The 19,638-nt window shown below is 69.8% G+C and carries 3 protein-coding genes; 1 reads left to right on the plus strand and 2 read right to left on the minus strand.

The genetic code is table 11. The annotated features are described in order from the left end of the window. Positions 1 to 151 precede the first annotated feature (151 nt). Positions 152 to 859, plus strand: a complete 708-nt coding sequence (locus ACWPXE_RS00335; protein WP_454016195.1) for a hypothetical protein — start codon at positions 152 to 154, stop codon at positions 857 to 859. 86 nt (positions 860 to 945) lie between these two features. On the opposite strand, the gene ACWPXE_RS00340 is transcribed toward ACWPXE_RS00335, so the two are convergent. Together ACWPXE_RS00340 and ACWPXE_RS00345 are read right to left on the minus strand one after the other, a co-directional pair. Next, on the minus strand, positions 946 to 1,671 hold the full coding sequence (locus tag ACWPXE_RS00340) for a SapC family protein (protein WP_454016196.1): 726 nt from the start codon (positions 1,669 to 1,671) through the stop codon (positions 946 to 948). 47 nt (positions 1,672 to 1,718) lie between these two features. Beyond that, on the minus strand, positions 1,719 to 19,634 hold the full coding sequence (locus ACWPXE_RS00345) for a filamentous hemagglutinin N-terminal domain-containing protein (RefSeq protein WP_454016197.1): 17,916 nt from the start codon (positions 19,632 to 19,634) through the stop codon (positions 1,719 to 1,721). Positions 19,635 to 19,638 lie beyond the last annotated feature (4 nt).

Consider the following 19,638-nt stretch of genomic DNA (forward strand, 5'->3'; position numbering starts at 1 on the left):
TAATTCACCCCCGGAGCTGGGTCGGATTTTGCTAAACTCTCGTTCGAAGCAACGACAATTGTCGCGTCGCCTCATCCGGAAGAGAGGCGGGCGGCGGCGATTGGCTTGATCCGCCGACCGAATGGCTTCGATGTCTTGTGGAGTTTCCATTATGCCGTTTCACCGACCGGCCCTGGGGCTGACTCTTGCCGCCCTTGCCCTGGCCGGAGCCCTGTCAGGCGCGGCCCACGCCGCAACCACCGATCGCAACCCCGCTCCCGCCGCCCAGACCGCCCCGGTCGCCACGCCCAACGCCGCGCCCGAGGCGGCTCCCGCCGCCAAGGTCACCGGCTTCCGGTCCGCGCGCTTCGGCATGACCGCTGACGAGGTCGCGAAGGCCATCGCCAAGGACTTCAAGATCGACGGCAAGGACATCCGCCGCGAGACCAACGCGACGGAGCGGACCACCAGCCTGATCGTGAAGGTCGATGACCTGCAGACCGGCGCCGGCCCGGCGGTCGTCGCCTACATCCTCGGCCATTCGACGCAGAAGCTGTTTCAGGTGAACATCCTGTGGGGCGGCGCGGTGAATCCGAAGATCGATCCCAACGCCCTGGTCGGCGCGGCCAACGCGCTGCGCAATTATTTCGTGGGACAGGGTTACCGGCAGGAGGGCATGCTGCTCAACGCGCCGGTCGGCGACGGATCGCAGGTGGTGGTCTTCCGCGGCACCGACAGCCAGGGGCGCATGAGCCTGCTGACCCTTGCGGTCCCGCCGAAGCCCTCGGACGACACCCCCGCCCTGCCGCCGTCCCTCCAGCTCTCCTACATCGAGAAGCCGAACGAGCCGGACGTCTTCAAGATCGAAAAGGGTTTCTAAGCGCCGGCCCTTCCGCCGATCCAGAAAGAAAAAAGGGCGGCGCCGTCATGGCGCCGCCCTTTTCGTTTCCGGCAGACTGGACCGGATCAGCCCCGGCGGGCAAGGCGGTCGACCAGACCCGACCAGCTGCTGACCGAGATCAGGTGGGCGTAGACCAGCCCCAGCCAGCCGCGGTCACGCCATTCCACCAGCGTCTCGGCTGGAAGCTGGTTGAAGGCCGCCTCGTCGATCACGTTGAAGCCGGCGAGGCTCAGCCGCTCGCCGTTGTTCAGGGTGATGTCGGCGCACTTCTCCGACATCAGGCCGGCGGCCGTCACCGCCTCGACGAACTGCGTGGTGTAGGCGCTCTGGGCCTGCACTTCCTTGACGAACTCCAGGGCGTTGTTGGTCAGGGCGGACGGCTGCCCGTCGACGAAGAAGGGGTTGTCGCGGCCCGGAACGACGGCGTCCGCCGCCTCGTCGATGCACAGGGTGAGCTGGGACTTGTCCTCGCTCTCCAGGAAAATGAACGGGTAGCGGCGAACATAGGCGGGAATGTAGGCCCCCTCCTCCCACGCACCGTTCCCGTCGACGAACAGGTTCTCGCCCGAGCGCAGCCCGAGCAGCGCCACCGGCTGGACCACTGGGCCTTCCGAGAACAGGATCGGGAACTGCTTGCAGGCCGCGGCGAACTCCGCCGCCATCAGCGGCACCGAGTTGGTGGCGGCTGCGAAGGCGAAGTTCGGCTCGGTGCGCAGCGACAGATCGGCGTCACGGGCGGCCACCAGCGGGCGGGGGTTCTTGTAGAACAGGGGCAGGGTCGGTTCGGTCATCGTTCGCTATCCAAAGGGTAAAAGTCTGCCGGGGGGAAAGGCGCGCCTCAGCGCGCCTCCTCCTTCGCCGTCTGCTGGTTGCCGGTGGCGGACGGTGCAGGACCGGTGGTCAGGACCTCCGGCTGTGCGCCGGCACGGGTGGTGGACGGGGTGGTTCCGGCGCCCGTGGACAGAACCTCCGGCTGCGCCCCCACACCGGTCAGGGACGGGGTCGTGCCGGCCAGGGTCAGAACCTGCGGCGCGGCGTAGGCGGCCAGGGCGTTCGGCGTGAGGCCGGCGTGGGTCATCGCACCGGTAAACAGGCTGGTGACGCCGGGGGTGCTGGGAACCGGGACCACCACCACCACGGTGGCGGCGACCCGGCTGACCTGCTGCGTCGGACCCCAGGGGGTGTTGTTGATGAAGTACGGGGCGGCCCGCAGCGGGCTGTCGATCGCGCTGGCGGCCAACGCGTCCGTCTTGCCGGCCACGGTGCCGAACATCCGGGCGGAACCGGCCTTGGGAACGGTCAGGCTCAGCACGTCGATCTTCTGCAAGGCGGTCCCGGCCTCCTGTCCGATGAGCAGCGCCCCGCCGTCGGACGCCATGGTCAGCGCGGTGGCCTTGCCCTGGAGCCCCGCCATGGTGATGGGGCCGCCCGCCGCGATGGACGCCTGGCCGTCCGGCAGGAACGCCACGGCGCCCAGCGTGATCGGGCCGGTCTTGGCCGTAATGCTGGCCGGCAGAACAATGCCCGATCCACCGGATTGGGTAAAGCCTCCCTCCGTGACAACCGTGGCATCGCGACCAAAGGTCACCATGCCGGACCCGTCCGTCGTGACCAAGGCCAGCGAGCCCGCGCTGTTCACCGCCGCGCCGAAGGTGAAGCCGGCGCCGGTCAGGCGGAGGCCATCCGTCCCGGTGGCGGTCAGCGCCTTGGCGAAGCGGCCCTCGCCGCCCGTCGTCTGGGTCAGCGAGCGCACGGTCACCGCGCCGTCGTAGAAGACGCCGCCCGAGGTCCGGACCGTGACATCGCCCATCAGGCCCGACGCGCCGATGTCCCCCACCGCCCGGATGGACGCGCCGTTCAGCGACAGCGCGGAACGGTTGGCGCTGTCGACGGCCCCGCCGAACACGAGGTCGCCACCGTTGCTGGTCAGGACGCTGTTGGCGGCCACCGTCAGGGCGCCGCCGAAGCGCTGCGCCCCGGTGGTGGTGACGGTCGCGCCATCCAGGCGGGTGCCGCCGCTGACGGCGATCTGCCGCAGGGCGCCGGTTTCGCCGAAGACTCCCGCCAGGACGGCGTCGCCCTCGACCGTCAGCCCCTGTCCCCCGGCGCTGGCGGCGTTGCCGCCGCTCAGCAGGGAGACGGTCCCGCCCGTCAGGACGGTGTCGGTCCCCAGCGTCACCGCGCCGCCGAAGCTCTGCTCCGCCACGGTGGTCACCGCGCCGCCGTTCAGGGCGGCGGTGCCGGTCACCGACAGGCGGCTCAGCGCCTGCGTGCCGCCGACCGCGCCGTTGATGACGGCGTTGCCGGCGATGGTCAGCCCCTGCCCGCCGCGGGTGGCGGCGTCCAGCCCGCCGGCCAGCACGACGGTGCCGCCGGTCAGACGGGTGTCGGCCCCGAGCACCGCCCGCTCCCCGTAGGTCTGGGTGCCGGTGGTGTCAATGGAACCACCGTTGAGGGCCAGCGTGCCCGCTGCGTCGGTGACGACCGAGGCCGCGCGGACCGACTGGGCGAAGCGGGTCTGGCCGGCGCTGTTCACCGCCAGGGCGCCCAGCCGCTCCGTCACGCCGACCGTGCCGGCGAAGACGGCGTCGCCGGTTCCGCTGCTGACGGTCAGGGCCTGCCCGCCGTCCAGCGTCCCGGCGAAGGTGACGCCGGTGCCGGTCAGGACCGACGGGGTGCCGGCCAGACGGACCGCACCACCGTAGGTCTGCGCCCCGCTGGTGACCGCCGTGGCGCCGGTCAGCAGCGTCTCGCCGCCGACCGTCAGCGCGGCCAGCGCCTGCCGGGTGCCGAGGGAGCCGGCGAGCGCCGCGTTGCCGGCAATGGTCAGGCTCTGACGGCCCGTCTCCGCCGCATCGATGCCGCCCGACAGCGACACCTGGGTGCCGGTCAGGACGGTGTCGGCCCCAAGCGACACCGCGTCGGCGTAGCTCTGCGCACCGGTGGTGTCGACGCTGCCGCCGTTCAGGATGGTGATCCCGGCGGCGTCGGTGGCCAGCGAGGCCGCCCTCACCGCGCCGGCGACGGTGGTGGTGCCGCCGCCGTTGATCGCCAGCGCCCCAAGACGGCTGGTGCCGCCGACGGCACCGCCGAGCAGGATGTCGCCGTTGCCGCTGGCCAGCGTCAGCGCCCGCCCACCGTCCACGGTCGAGGCGAGGACGATCCCGCCGGTGCCGGTGATCCGGCTGTCGCCGCCCAGCGTCACCGCCTTCGCCGCCGAGAAGACCGTGCCGGCCTGATAGGCGCCGTCCAGGGTGACCGCGTCGTTGTAGGTCTGGGCACCGCTGGTCGTCACCGATTTCAGGCTGGTGGTGCCGTCGGCGTCGGTGGTCAGGCTGGCGAGCGCGGTCGTGCCGCCCACCGCCGCGTTGAACTGCGTGGCGCCGCTGCCGTTGACGGTCAGCGCCTGGGCGCCGTTCACGGTGCCGTTGAAGGTCACCGCACCGCTGCCGGCGTTGACCGTGGCGGCCCCCGCCAGCGTCACCGGGCCGGCGACGGTGAAGGCGCCGTTGCCGGTGGCGTAGGTGCCCATCAGGCTGGTCTCGCCGCCGTAGCTCTGGGCGCCCGCCGTGGTCACGTTGACGAGGCTGGTGTAGCCCGTGCCGGTGGTCAGGCTGGCCAGCGCCGTCGTGCCGCCCACCGCCGCGTTGAACACCATCGCCCCGGTCGAGATCGCCGTCAGCGCCTGGGCGCCGTTGACCGTCCCGTTGAAGGTGATCGTGCCGTAGCCTGCATCCACGAGCGTCGTACCGGCCAGCGTCGTTTCACCGTTGAAGGTGATCGGGCTGTTGAGCGAGCTGTAGGCGCCGTTGAGCGTCGTGGCGTCGTTGTAGGTCTGGGCGCCGCTGGTCGTCACCGATTTCAGGCTGGTGGTGCCGTCGGCGTCGGTGGTCAGGCTGGCGAGCGCGGTCGTGCCGCCCACCGCCGCGTTGAACTGCGTGGCGCCGCTGCCGTTGACGGTCAGCGCCTGGGCGCCGTTCACGGTGCCGTTGAAGGTCACCGCACCGCTGCCGGCGTTGACCGTGGCGGCCCCCGCCAGCGTCACCGGGCCGGCGACGGTGAAGGCGCCGTTGCCGGTGGCGTAGGTGCCCATCAGGCTGGTCTCGCCGCCGTAGCTCTGGGCGCCCGCCGTGGTCACGTTGACGAGGCTGGTGTAGCCCGTGCCGGTGGTCAGGCTGGCCAGCGCCGTCGTGCCGCCCACCGCCGCGTTGAACACCATCGCCCCGGTCGAGATCGCCGTCAGCGCCTGGGCGCCGTTGACCGTCCCGTTGAAGGTGATCGTGCCGTAGCCTGCATCCACCAGCGTCGCCCCGGCCAGCGTCGTTTCACCGTTGAAGGTGATCGGGCTGTTGAGCGAGTTGTAGGCGCCGTTGAGCGTCGTGGCGGCGCCGTGGGTCTGGGCGCCTGTGGTGGTGACATTCAGGAAGCTGGCCGTAGCGCCCGCGTTGGTGGTCAGGCTGGCCAGCGCCGTCGTGCCGCCCACCGCCGCGTTGAACTGCGTCGTGCCCGTTCCGGCGATGGTCAGCGCCTGGGCGCCGTTCACCGCGCCGTTGAAGGTGGCCGTCCCGGCGTTCACCGTCGTCGCCCCGGCCAGCGTGGTCGCCGCGTTGGCGGTGACCGTGCCGCCCGTGTAGGTGCCGTCCAGCGTCACCGCGTCGTTGTAGGTCTGGGCGCCGCTGGTCGTCACCAAGTGCAGGCTGCTGGTGCCGCCGGCGTCGGTGGTCAGGCTGGCCAGCGCCGTCGTGCCGCCCACCGTGCCGCTGAACTGCGTCGCGCCCTTGCTGTTGATGACCAGGGCCTGGGCACCGTCCACCGTGCCGGCGAACAGCACGCTCGACCCGCCGTTCACCGTCGTGTCGCCGCCCAGCGTCGCCGCGCCGTTGGCAGTGAAGGCGCCGCTGCCGGTGGCGTAGGTGCCGTTCAGGGTGACCGCGTCGTTGTAGGTCTGGACACCCGTGGTGGTGACGCTGCGCAGGCTGCTGGTGCCGCCGGCGTCGGTGGTCAGGCTGACCAGCGCCGTCGTGCCGCCCACCGTGCCGCTGAACTGCGTCGCGCCCTTGCTGTTGATGACCAGGGCCTGGGCGCCGTCCACCGTGCCGGCGAACAGCACGCTCGCCCCGCCGTTCACCGTCGTGCCGCCGCCCAGCGTCGCCGCGCCGTTGGCAGTGAAGGCGCCGCTGCCGGTGGCGTAGGTGCCGTCCAGCGTCACCGCGTCGTTGTAGGTCTGGGCGCCCGTCGTCGTCACCGACTTCAGGCTGCTGGTGCCGGTGGCGTCGGTGGTCAGGCTGGCCAGCGCCGTCGTGCCGCCCACCGTGCCGCTGAACTGCGTCGCGCCCTTGCTGTTGATGACCAGGGCCTGGGCGCCGTCCACCGTGCCGGCGAACAGCACGCTCGACCCGCCGTTCACCGTCGTGCCGCCGCCCAGCGTCGCCGCGCCGTTGGCGGTGAAAGCGCCGCTGTTGGTTGTGTAGGTGCCGTCCAGCGTCACCGCGTCGTTGTAGGTCTGGGCGCCCGTCGTCGTCACCGACTTCAGGCTGCTGGTGCCGGTGGCGTCGGTGGTCAGGCTGGCCAGAGCCGTCGTGCCGCCCACCGTGCCGGTGAACTGCGTCGTGCTCTTGTTGTTGACCGCCAGGGCGTAGGCGCCGTCCACCGTGCCGCTAAACAGCACGCTCGACCCGCCGTTGACCGTCGTGTCACCGGCCAGCGTCACCGCACCGCTGGCGGTGAAGGCGCCGTTGGTGGTGGTGTAGGTGCCGTTGAGGGTCGTGGCGGCGCCGTGGGTCTGGGCGCCCGTGGTGGAGACGTTCAGGAAGCTGGCCGTGGCGCCCGCGTTGGTGGTCAGGCTGGCCAGCGCCGTCGTGCCGCCCACCGCCGCGTTGAACTGCGTCGTGCCCGTTCCGGCGATGGTCAGCGCCTGGGCGCCGTTCACCGCGCCGTTGAAGGTGGCCGTCCCGGCGTTCACCGTCGTCGCCCCGGCCAGCGTGGTCGCCGCGTTGACGGTGACCGTGCCGCCCGTGTAGGTGCCGTCCAGCGTCACCGCGTCGTTGTAGGTCTGGACACCCGTGGTGGTGACGCTGCGCAGGCTGCTGGTGCCGCCGGCGTCGGTGGTCAGGCTGGCCAGCGCCGTCGTGCCGCCCACCGTGCCGCTGAACTGCGTCGCGCCCTTGCTGTTGATGACCAGGGCCTGGGCACCGTCCACCGTGCCGGCGAACAGCACGCTCGACCCGCCGTTCACCGTCGTGCCGCCGCCCAGCGTCGCCGCGCCGTTGGCAGTGAAGGCGCCGCTGCCGGTGGCGTAGGTGCCGTTCAGGGTGACCGCGTCGTTGTAGGTCTGGACACCCGTGGTGGTGACGCTGCGCAGGCTGCTGGTGCCGCCGGTGTCGGTGGTCAGGCTGGCCAGCGCCGTCGTGCCGCCCACCGTGCCGCTGAACTGCGTCGCGCCCTTGCTGTTGACCGCCAGGGCGTAGGCTCCATCCACCGTGCCGGCGAACAGCACGCTCGACCCGCCGTTCACCGTCGTGCCGCCGGCCAGCGTCGCCGCACCGTTGGCGGTGAAGGCGCCGCTGCCGGTGGTGTAGGTGCCGTCCAACGTCACAGCGTCGTTGTAGGTCTGGGCGCCGTTGGTTGTCACCGACTTCAGGCTGCTGGAGCCGCCGGCGTCCGTAGTCAGGCTCATCAGCGCCGTCGTGCCGCCCACAGCGCCGTTGAACTGCGCCATGCCCTTGTTGTTGACCGCCAGGGCATAGGCGCCGTCCACCGTGTTCATGAACAGAACGCTCGACGTGCCGTCCACCGTCGTATTGCCGCCCAGCGTCACCGCGCCGATGGCCGAGAAGACCGCGCCGGTGGTGTAGGTGCCATCCAGCGTCACCGTGCCGCTGTAGGTCTGTCCGCCCGTGGTCGAAACCGACTTCACGCTGGCCGTCCCGCCGGCATCGATGGTCAGGCTCGTCAACGCCGTCGTGCCGCCCACCGTACCGGTGAACTGCGTCGCGCCGCTGCTGGTGATCACGAGTGAGTTGGCCCCGTTCACCGTGCCGCTGAACAGCACGTTTCCGCTGCCGGAGTTCACCGTGGTGCCGCCCGCCAGCGTCGTCGCGCCGGTCACCGTGAAGGCGCCGTTTCCGGTGGCGTAGGCGCCCTGGAGGCTGGTCGCGCCGGTGTAGGTCTGCGCGCCCGCCGTCGTCACGGCGCGCAGGCCGATGGTCCCGGCGGTGGCCGTCAGATAGGCCAGGTTGCTGGCCGCCCCGCCCAGCGTCATCGCGCCCTGCCCGGCGAGCAGGGTCGCCCCGTATCCGCCGCCGTTCAGCGTGCCGCTCACCGACAGGTCGCCGCCGGTCGCGGTCACCGTGCGGTTGGCGCCCGACAGGGTCAGGTTCCCGGTGACGGTCACCGACTTGCCGGACAGCGCGCCGCCCAGCGTGGTGTTGCCGGTGTAGGTCTGCGTGCCCGTGGTGGTGACGTTGCCCAGGGCGATGCTGGTGCCCTGCACCGTCACGCTGGCCCGGGTGGCGTCCAAACCGACACTGTACACCGCCCTGGTCAAGGACACCGCCCCCCCCGTGGAGATCAGGGAGACGTTGCCGCTGTTCCCGGCGTTGATTCCGGTGGTGGCGTTGCTGTCGGTAATGGCGCCGCTGGCGGTGACGGCGATGTCGCCGTCGGTGGTGGCGAGATTGCCCAGGTTGAAGCTGGTGCCGGCCAGATAGATTCCGCCCGTCCCGGTCACCATCGCCGAGACGTTGGCGATGGTGCTGGTGAAGGCGGCAGTGCTGGTCCCGATCCCGGTGTTGGAGGTCAGGTTCAGCGCGCCGCCGGTCAGGCTGGTGCCGTTGCCGGTCAGCAGGCTGCCGCCCGCCGCCGACAGGTTGATGACGCCGCTCACCCCGGCGTTGACCGTGCCGACCGTCAGGCTGCCCGCCGTCGCGGTCAGGCTGACCGTGCCGACGCCGGTCACCGAGGTCGCCGTCATGCCGGTGCTGCTGGTGGCGGTGACGGTGCCGTTGGCGCCGAGGGTCGCCGCCGTCAGCGTGCCGGTGTTGTTGACGGTCAGGTTCTTGCCGGAGCCGGTCAGGCTGGCGTCGATGGTGCCGACCGTGGTGTTGAGGGTGGTGTTGCCGCCGTTGGAACCGCTGGCGAAGGTCAGCGAACCCGCGGTGATCGACAGCGAGCGCGGCGAGGCGCCCGCGGCCACCACGTCGGTGGCGCCCTTCAGGGTCAGCGCGCCCGTGCCGAGGTTGATCGCCGCGGTCGGCAGGGTCAGCACCCCGCCGGACTGCAGCAGCAGGTTGCCGCTGGTCATCGACAGGCCGGCGCTGGCGTCCAGGTTGCCCGCCGTGCGGATGTAGGCGGACCCGCCCGCCCCCAGGGTGACGAGGTTGTTGCCCAGAGACAGCGCGGCGCTGTTGATGTTGTCGACCGAGATGACCGGTGTGGTGCCGTTGGCGGTCAGGCCGGTCAGGCTCGACACGTTCATCTTGATCGGCGTGCCGGCGCCGGTGGCGGCGTCGGTGACGGTGCCGATGCTGCCGCCGGTGGCGGTCAGGCTGGCCGAATGGCCAGTCACATGGGTGCCATTGCCGCTGCCCAGGATGGAGCCGGCGGCGGTCAGCGCGACCGCTCCGCTGGTGGTGTTGGCCGACACCGACTGGACCGTCATCGTGCCGGCCGACGCGATGGTGACCGAGCCGTTGGAGGCGGTGGCCGAGGCGACGGCGACGCCGGCGGCGGTGTCGTCGGTCACGTAGACGCTGCCGTTGGCGCTCGCCATGGTCAGGCCGGGAGTGGTGGTCTGGACCGACCGGCTGGAGGTGCCGATGCCCTTCCCGCCGGTCAGCGAGACCGAGCCGCCAACGATCCGCGTCTCGGCAAGGCCGTCGTCATAGACGCCGCCCCCGCTGGAGCTGAGGATGACCGCACCGCTGCCGGCGTTGATGCCGCCGGCGATGATGTCGGCGTCCACCGCGGTGGAGGCGATGGTGATCGCCCCACCGCCGGTGCTGGCGCTGACCACCTGGAGGCGGTCGCCGGCCTGCACGTCGATCTTGCCGCCGGTCGTCGCGGCGTAGGCCAGCGCGGTGGCGCCGGTCATGCCCAGATAGATGTCGCCCGACCCGCCGTTCACCTGCACCTGGGCCCCGCCCACGCCGACACGGGCGGAAGAGGTGCCGATGCCGCCGGCGCCGTTCAGCGCGACGGTCTTGCCGGTGACCGCCGAGCCGCCGTTGGCGGCCAGGATCTTGCCGCCGTTGCCGGTGGCGCTCAGCGTGACCGAGCCGTTGTTGGCCCCCGCCGTCACCGTCCCGGCGGTGATGGACCCGCCGGTCGAGGTCACGGTGATGCTGTTGCCCGCCGCGTCGGTGGCGATGGCGACGTTGGTCAGCGTGATGTTGCCGCTGCCCGACACCACCACCGGGCCGTTCTGGACGGCGGCCGTCAGCCCGCCCGTCAGAGACCCGGCGATGTCGAGGTAGACGCCGCCCGCGCCCGTGACGTTGGTGGTCAGTGCCCCGGTGCTGGACGTCGTGACCTTGAACGCCGAGTCCGCCGTTCCGATGCCGGTCCCCGCCGTCAGCGTGGCGCTGCCGGTGCCGAGGCTCAGGCTGGAGCCGCCGTTGAGGATCCGGCCGGCCGTCGCCGTCAGGGTCAGCGCCTTGCTGCTGTCGTAGGAGAGGTTGGAGACGGTCAGGTCGCCGGTCGCCGCGATCACCGTCAGGGCGCCGCCCGTGGTGATCGAGCTGAGGTTCAGCCCCGCCGCGTTCTTGACGAACAGCCCGCCGGAGCCGCTGCTGGCGGTCAGGCTGGACACGTTCATGCCCAGCGCCGTTGCGCTGGTGCCGATGGAACTGCTGTTAGTCTGCTCGTTGGTCTTCTTCTGGGCGTCCAGCTTCAGGGAGCCGGCGGTGATGATGGAGCTGTTGTTCACCGCCGTGATGCTGCCGGCGGTCGAGCTGTTGCCCGTCGCCGTCAGGCTGACCGTGCTGGAAGCGCCCGTGGTCACCGTGCCGATGGCGATCGCCCCCGGAGCCTTGAAGGTGAAGTCCAGGCCGGTGCTGTCGGTCAGCGTGGTGAAGGTGGTGACGCCGCCGCTGTCCGTGACGTTCCAACTGAGGTTGGTCGCCGTCAGGCTCATCGTGCCGGAGGTGGCGGTTCCGGTGGAGGGCGTGCGGTCGATGGTCAGCTTGGCGAGGTCGAGCGTGTCGGCGACGTTGAAGGTGCCGGGCGTCTTCAGCGTCAGGTCGGTCGTCGCGACGTTCAGCGTGGAGCCCGTGTCGGCGATGCCGCCCTTGATGGCGGACAGCTCGACGCTGCCGCCGGTCACCAGATTGCCGCTGTTGGCGCGGATGTTGCCGTCGCTGCTGGTCAGCGTCACCGTCCCGGTCGTGGTGACGGTGCCGACGGTCAGGAGGCTGGTCCCCGAGGAACCGGTCGACAACTTGATCGCACCGCCGCCGGTGCTCACCACCGACTGGACGGTCAGGGCCCTGCCTTCCGACACCGCGATGCTGCCGGCGGCGCTGGCGGTCAGCGTCGTGGTGCCGCCGGAACCGGCCGACGTCGAGATGGCGGAGACGTTGCCGATGGACCCAGTCGCCGTCAGCGTCAGCAGATTGCTGCCGCTGATCGAGCCGCTGAGGATCGAGCCGCCCTGATTGTTGATGACCGCGTTGGCGCCGCCCATGGAGATCGAGCCGAGCGCGATGTCGCCGGTCGAGTTGTTCAGGGTCAGCGCGCCGGCCAAGCTCATGGAGTCGATGACCGTCGAGCCGTGCAGGTTGATCACGGCGCCATTGTTGGCGTTCACCGTCAGGTTGCCGGTGGTGATGCTGATGAACTCACCTCCCTGCGCACCGACCACGTTGGAGGAGGACGTCAGGCTCGCGACGCCGGCGTTGATCTTGACGACGGAATGGCCGTTCCCGACGATGCCGGGGTCCGCGATCAGGGCGATCGTGCCGGTCTTGCCGACGTCCAGGCCGCCGACGACCAACTTGCGGTGGCTGTCGAAGGTGAAGCGCACCCCGCTGGCGTCGGTCAGCGAGGCCAGCGCCGTCTGGGTGCTGCTCTCGGCGCCGATCAGCGCGATGGCCGTGCCGGCCGTGCTGACCGCGGTCAGGTTGTAGGTGCGGTTGTCGATGTTGGACGAGGTGCTCTTGATCTTGAGCGCCCCGATGCGGGTGTCGGATTCGACGTAGAGATCGCCCTTCACGTTGAAGGTCGCGGACGACGCCGACAGGTGGATCTTGTTGCTGGAGGAGCCGATGGCGCCGCCGCCGCTGCTCAGGGTCGCGGTGCCCGCGGTGATGCGGTTGGCCGGGTTGCCCACGTTCGCCGAGGCGGCGCCCAGGATGTTCCCGGCGCTGGTCAGGTCGACGGTGCCCCAGTTCTGCACGTTCAGCGTGCCGATGGACAGCGCGTGCTTGGTGTCCAGCTTGAACGCAAGACCGGTGCTGTCGGTCAGTTCGCTCAGCGTGGAGGTGGTGCCGTCGTCCGTCATGGTGAAGACGAGCTGCGGCGCGCTGATCTGATAGGTGCCGGCGCCGGTCGTCCGCGAGCTGGTCAGCGACAGCGCGGTCAGGTCCCGGCCGTTGTCCACGAAGGCGTCGGTCGCCGTGGTCAGCGCCAGCGTGTCGGCCATCGTCGCGATGTGGTTGGAGGACGATCCCGCCTGACCGATGGTCCCGGTCGAGGTGAGGGTGACCGTGCCGGCGGTCACCATCGAGCTGCCGGTGCTGAGGATGTTCTTGCCGGTGCCGGTGGTCTCGATGGACACCTTGCGGGACAGGCCGCCGTTGATCGTGCCCAGGGCGACGCTGTTGTCGCTCTTGAACGAGAAGTCGAGGCCGCTGCTGTCCACGACGCTGGACAGGGTGTACTGGCTGCCGGTGTTGCTGTCGGTCAGCGCGAAGGTCAGCCCCTCGGACCGGATGTCGTAGACATTCTGCGTGCCGGCCGAGCCGTGCTTGACATCCAGGCTCAAGGCGTACAGGTCGGCGCTGTTCGTCAGATAGACGTTGCGCCCGGCGGTCACCTTGAGGGTCCGCGCCTCGGTCAGCAGCGGCGTGCCGGACGCCCCGATGGAGCCGCCTTCGACCGTCAGCGTCACCTCGTCCGCGCTCAGCGGCTTGGTTCCGGATTGGAGGAGCGACCCGTTGTTGGTCACCTGAATGTCCGCCGAGGAACCGGCCTTCACATTCTTCAGCGTCAGGGTGCCGGAGTTGCCGAGCGTCAGCGATCCCTTCAGATCGGCCGACAGGGTGCCGACCTGGGTGGTGAAGCGGGAGCCGCTGCTGGTGTGCCCGACGCTGGTCGCCTTCAACGTCAGGCTGCCCGCGGTGACGGTCGTGCCGCTGCTGTTCGTGGCGTCGATGGCGGAATCGCCGGCATTGGCCGTCAGATCGACGGTGCCGGTGCTCCCGACGTCGATCTTGGCGATCCGCAGGGCCTTGTCGTTGCTGATGTTCAGCTTCAGCCCGCTCTGGGTGACGTTCGACACCGTCAGGCCGGTTTGCGTGGAGTCGCTGAAGGTGGCGGTCAGGCCGGTCGAGGTGATGGTGTAGTTATTGGTGGAGCCGCCGGACTTCTGGTGCCGGGTGTCCAGCGTCAGTTCGGACAGCGTGTCGTTGTTGTTGACCGAAACGTTGCCGCCCGACGTGATGGCCAACTTCGTCGTGCTGGTCAGGACAGCGCTGACGCCGCCGACGTTGCTGTTGGTGCCGGTGGCAGTCAGGGAAACCTGACCCGCCGTGATCCTGTCGGACCCGTTCCCGTTGACGGAGATACCACCGGACGCGCCCGAAGCCGCCCCGGTGGAGATCAGCGCCACCGAGCCGGTGGAGCTGGTGCCGGCGTCGATGGTGCCGGCCACGATACCGCGATCCACGCTGTAGCGCAGGTCCATGCTGCCGTTGCTCGGCGTGGACAGGGCCAGCGTCTGGACGCCGCTGGCTTCCGTCACCGTGAAGCTGCGGTTGGAGCCGAGGGCGTTGAATTGGTAGGTCCCCGTGCCGGTGGACGTCTTGTGCGTGACGGTGACGTCCAGCGCGGTCAGCGCGGTGTTGCTGTTGTTGATGTAGAGGTCGCCGTTGCTCACCAGGGTCAGCGACGAGGCGGAGGTCTTCACCGCCCGTGCGCTGGTGCCGATGGAGCCGCCGTTGGTGCCGGAGCCGTTGGCCGACAGGGTGACGGAGGACGCCGCGATGGCCCCGCCGCCCGACATGGTGATCGTCGAGTTCTCCCCGCCGCCTGCGGTGGTCAGGCTGACCGAACCGCCGCCGGCGACGATCTCGGAAACCACGATGTGCTTCTTGCCGGTGAAGCTGAATTTGCTGTTGCCCGCACCCGTGATGTCGATCGAATGCGCCGTGCCGCTGTCGGCCAGCGAGTAGATCTGGGACCCGGTGCTGCCGATGGAGAAGGTGCTCTTGGTCGCGGAGGCCGTGGTGGCGTTCGTGCTGGTGATCGCCAGGCTGTTGAAGGCGCGCCCGTTGTTGTCGACGTAGATGTCGCGCCCCGATGTCACCGACAGGTCGCCGGTGTCGAGGCTGATAGCCCCGTAGAGGGTCGAATCACCGATGGAGGAGGAGGTTCCCGCCTCAAGCGACACCTTGCCGGCGGTGATCTTGCTGCCGTTGCCGGTGTTGGTGACGCCATTGGATGAGACGATGGCGACGCTTCCGCCCGTTCCAACGTTTACGGTGCCAACCTTGACCGCGCGCGATGAATTGAAGGCGAAGTTCAGCGCCGTGCTGCTGGTGACGGTCTGGATCGTGGACTGCGACGAGCTGTCCGACAGGGTGAAGACCTGCCCATTGACCGTGGTGATCCCGATGGTGCCGCCGGAGTAGGAGCCGCGCGTCAGGGTGAGGTCGGTCAGCGCCATCGTGCCGGCGATGCCGATGGACCCGCCCGCGGTGATCGACAGGTTCGCCGTTGCCAAATCCAGCGCGCTCACGCTGCCGACGCCGCCGCTGGCGTTCAGGATCACCTTGCCCGCGGAAATCAGGGTGGTGGTGTCGGCGTCGCCCTGGATGCTGCCGTTGCTGACCTTCAACTCGACGGTGCCGTTGGTGGCGTTGACCGTCCCGACGGTCAGGGTGCCACTGGTTTGTGCGACGCTGATGTCGCCACCCGCCGTCAGGCTGTCCAGCTTGACCGTGCTGCTGCTCAGGCCGAGCCACATGGAGCCGCCCGCGTTGGCAACCACGGTTCCGCCCTGCACGACGAGGGCGTTGGACGCGGAGCCGATGTCCTTCCCAGCGGTCAGGGTCACCGTTCCGGTGGAGCTGGCGCGCAAGCCGGCGCTGTTCGGGTTCAGGATCGACCCGTGGGTCGCCTTCACCGTGATGTCGCTGCTGGCGCTGGACGAGAAACTGGAGCCGAAGGCGATGTCGCCCCACGTCGCCGTTACCACAATGGGGTTGTTGGCGGCGCTGAAGAAGCTGCCGCCCAGCGTGACGAGATTCTTCTGGTTGTTGACGCCGGTCGAGGTCGGCAGGGTGATGTAGATGCCGCCGTCTGACGCCCTGGCGTTGAGGACCGGGGTGACGATGTCCAGATATTCGGTGCCCGAGCCGCTGCCGATCGCCTTGCTGGCCTTCAGGTTGACCGAACCGGCCAGCACCACCGTGGTCTTCGACCCGTCGTCCAGGATGGAGCCGTTCGTCGTCTCGGCGTTGAAGATGCTGTAGGTTTCGCTGGGCGAGGGCGTCCCGTTGTCGGGAAGGACGCCGTTCTTGTAGGTCAGATCGACCCGGCCCAGCCGGATGTCGCGGTCGCCCTTGAAGGAGAATATCTGGCCGGTGGTGTCGACCAGCGTGCGCAGCAGGTAGCCGTTGGTGGCGTCGTCGGTCAGGTCGAAGGCGAAGTTCGGCGCGGTGATCGAGTAGCTGTTCACCACCGTCGTGTCCGCATGCGTGCTGGTGACGGTCAGCTCCGCCATGTCGGACAGGTTGGTGACGTGCAGGTCGCCGCCGGTGGTCAGCGTCAGCTTCGTGGCGTTGAGCGCCAGCGGAGCGGAGGTGTCGCCCAGGCTGCCCGCCGCGGCGCTCAGCGTCACGGTGTCGGCGTTGATCCGCGTGTTCACGCTGCCGTCGTCGCGGATGCTGCCGGTGGTGGAGGTCAGCGTGACCGTGCCGCCCGTTCCCACCGTGGCCAGATCGCCGACGATCAGGTCGATGTCGCTGTTGAAGTTGAGGGTGGAGAGCTTCGGGCTGCCGATCGCTTCCAGAATGGTCGCGGTGCCGTTGTCGCCGACCACAAAGTTGAAGTATTCGGAGGTGAGTTCCAGCGCGTTGGCGGCCCCACCGACATGGCGGTTGGTGATCGACAGGCTGGTCAGGATCACGCCGCTGTTGTCGAGATACAGATCCCCGACGTTGCTCAGCGTCAGTGACCCCGTGGAGGTGCGCAGACGGGTGCCGGAGCTCCCGATGGCGCCGCCCGTGCTCAGGCTGATGGCGTTGGCGGACAGCCGGTTGTTGGCGTCCTTGCCCAGGATCGCTCCGCCGGTCGCCGTCACGGAGATCGAGCCGGTGGTCGTCTTGATCGTCCCCAGCGTGGCGGCGCCGCTGTTCACGGTGAGCGAGATCGACGAACCGGTGGAGGTGATGTTGTCCACGGTCACGGCGCCGGTCTGGGAGACCGTGACGTTGCCCGCGTTGTTGGTGACCGTCAGCCGCTTCGCCGCGGTGTTCACCGTCACGGTGGAGGTGCTGCCTCCGGCGGCGAGCGTGACGTTGTCGCCGGTGATCGTGCCGGACAGGCCGGAGATGCTGCCGTTGGCGGTCGTCAGGGTGACGTTGCCGTTGGCCCCGGCATTGACCGTGGTCGCGGTGATGTCGGACACCGTGCCGTTCGCCGTGACGGAGATGCTGCTGGTCCCGTTGGCGCTGGTGATCGTCCCGATGGTGGTCGTGCCGCCGGTGGTGATCGCGACGTCGCCGTTGGTCGAGACGATGGAACCCAGCACCGCCGAGCCCGACGTCGTCAGGAACACCCCGCCCGCGCCGGAGGTGGCGTCGATGTTGTAGGAGCTGGCGGTCAGGGCCGTGCCGCTGGTACCGATGCTGCCGGCAGCGTTCAGGACCAAGCTGTAGGAACTGATGGTGGTCGAGGCGTCGGCGTCGTTCAGGATGCTGCCGCCGCTGCTGGTCAGGGTCAGCGTGTTGCTGCCGCTGGCCACCGCGCCGACCGTCAGGTTGCCGGTGGCCGCGATGGTGGTAAAGCCGCCGCTGGTCAGATTGGTCAAGGCCAGCGCGCCAGTGTTCGACAGGTTGATGCCGCCGCTGCCGGCCGTGGCCGTCAGGCTGGCGCCAGCGGTGTTCAGCGCCTGCGACGACGTGCCGATGGCACCGTTGCTGCCCGACGAACCTTTGGCGGTCAGCGTCAGCGCACCGCCGGTCAGCAGGCTCGCGCCCGTGCCGGTGATGTTGCCGGCGGTGCTGGTCAGCGCGACGGACCCCGTTCCGGCGCTGACCGTGCCGACCTGGACGTTGCGATCACCGCGGAAGGCGAAACTGTTCAGGCCCCCGACTTGGCTGATCGTGTCGAGCGTAGTGCCGCCGGACGAATCGGTGACGGTGAAGATCAGGCCCGTGGAGGCGAGGAAGAACTGGCTGTCGGCCCCGACCGTCCGGTGCGTGCTGGTGACGGAGAGGTCGGTCAGTGTCCGGTCGTTGGTGACGAACAGGTCGCCGCCGGTGACCAGGGAGAGCTGGGTGCTGCTGGTCGACACCGCCGCGCCGCTGGCGCCGATGGCGCCGCCGGCGGTCAGGGAGATCGGGCCGCCGACGATCCGGCCGGCGTCCAACGCGGTCAGCGACCCGCCCTGAGCGCTGACGGAGACCGCCCCGACGCTGCCCGAAACCGGCGTGGTGTCGATCAGGTTGGCAAGCTGGACGTTGTTGGTGGCCGTCAGCCGCACCGCGCCGCCGCGGGTCGTCAGCTTCCCGATGTTGGTCAGGTTGCTGGCCATGCCGTTGGCTTCCAGCACGATGTCGCCGCCGTTGGTGCGGATCTCGTAGCTGGCGTCGGTGAAGGCGATGCCGCTGGTGGTCAGCGACCGCAGGGTGAAGCTGTGGCCCGCCGTGGTCTGGAGATCAAGGCTGGTCTCCACCGTGATGAGGCCCGACGCCTCCAGCACGATGTTCGCGTTGCCGGCGATGCTCTCCAGCACCTGCTTCGACACCGTGTTGACGGCGTCGCCGCTGCCCAGGTTGGGGTCGTTGACGCCGATCGTGCCGTCCGCCGCAGCGCCGTCCTGGCTGCCCCCGGCGGAGCTGACGATGCGCAGGCTTTCCGGATCGAGCAGGAAGGTGCCCGCCGCGCCCTTGGGCGCGGTCAGGTCGACGCTGCCGGTCAGCGTGATGTCCTTATGGCTGGACACCTCGGCGAAGCCGCCGTCGCCGCCCTCGGCACCGCCGCGGGCGGAGATCTTACCGGCGTGCTTCGTGCTTTTCTGCGACAGCACCGTCACGCTGCCGCCCTTGCCGGACTTCACGGCGTCGGCGGACAGGGTGGCGCCGGCCTCGACCGTCACCTTGTCCGACCAAGTGCCGGAACGGCCCGTCTTGCTGCCGATGGCGACCTCGCCGCCGCCCTTGCTGCCGGAGGCGTCGACGCGGGCATTCTTCTTCACGGCGATCTCGGCGCCGGTGGCGACGACGGTGCCGCCGGTCTGCCCCTCCCCGCGCCCGCTGGCGTCGACGGTGCCGGCGATGGTGACCTTGCCGGTGTCGCCGCCCGACAGGACGATCTTGCCGTTGGCGCTGCCGACCGAGGTGGCCTTGATGACGCCGTCGGTGTTGATGACGTTGTCGATCACGCCCTTCACGGCGCGCGCCGACAGGGTGACGCTGCCGCCCTCCGCGGCGATCTCGCCGGAATTGACGACCAGCGCCGCGACCGGCTTGCCGTCCGCGTCCTTCGCCACCGTCTTCACGGCGGAGCTGGCGTCGAAGCTGATCAGCCCGTCGCCGTGGAAATCGAGCGTGAAGGTCTCGGCACCGCCCAGCGCCACCTTGCCCAGCTTCGCCCGGATGACTCCGGAGTTGCGGACGTGCGGGGCCACGAGGGCGGCCAGGCCGCTGTCCTTGACGGTGATGTCGCCCTCGTTCACCACCATGGCGTTCGGCTTGGTGGAGGCTTGGTCGAATTGGTACTTGCCCGCCATGAAGTTGGCGTCGGAGATGTTGGCGGTGGTCGCCACCAGCCCACCGACGTCCACCTTCGCCCCGGCGCCGATCACCACGCCGTTGGGATTGACCAGCATGACCGTGCCATTGGCCGACAGGCTGCCCATGATCTTGGACGGGTCGTTGCCGGTGACCCGGTTCAGCGTGACGCTGGAGGCCGAGGGCTGCTGGAAGGTGACCTTCTCACCGGCGTCGATGCTGAAGGACTTCCAGTTGATGATGGCCTTGTCGGTAGACTGCAGGATCTCCATCGACTTCGGGGTCGCCGACTGGATGGTCGCCGCGCCCGCGGTGACGGTGCCTTCCAGCGGGTTGGCGTAGGCCGCACCCGCGAACAGGGTGGACAGCGCCACGCCAATCACGCTGCGCAGCGCCAGCCGCGCAAAGTCGATGCCCCCTTGCGCCTTCGCCGCGCGGCGCTGGCGCCGGGTGCCGCCGCCGCGCTGGGGCGCCTCCGTCGCGGAGGACAGCAGCAGCCGCTGGCGCAGCGTCTGGCGGTGGCGGCGCGCGCCGGGAAGCTCGGTGAAGCCGGAGGTGGTGGTGACGTTGCCCTTGCCCATGTCC

The organism is Azospirillum sp. Marseille-Q6669, assembly GCF_965111635.1.

Coding starts and splice junctions, on each gene's coding strand:
- ACWPXE_RS00335 (WP_454016195.1), top strand. CDS start 152: ATGCCGTTTCACCGACCGGCCCTGGGGCTGACTCTTGCCGCCCTTGCC.
- ACWPXE_RS00340 (WP_454016196.1), bottom strand. CDS start 1,671: ATGACCGAACCGACCCTGCCCCTGTTCTACAAGAACCCCCGCCCGCTG.
- ACWPXE_RS00345 (WP_454016197.1), bottom strand. CDS start 19,634: ATGGGCAAGGGCAACGTCACCACCACCTCCGGCTTCACCGAGCTTCCC.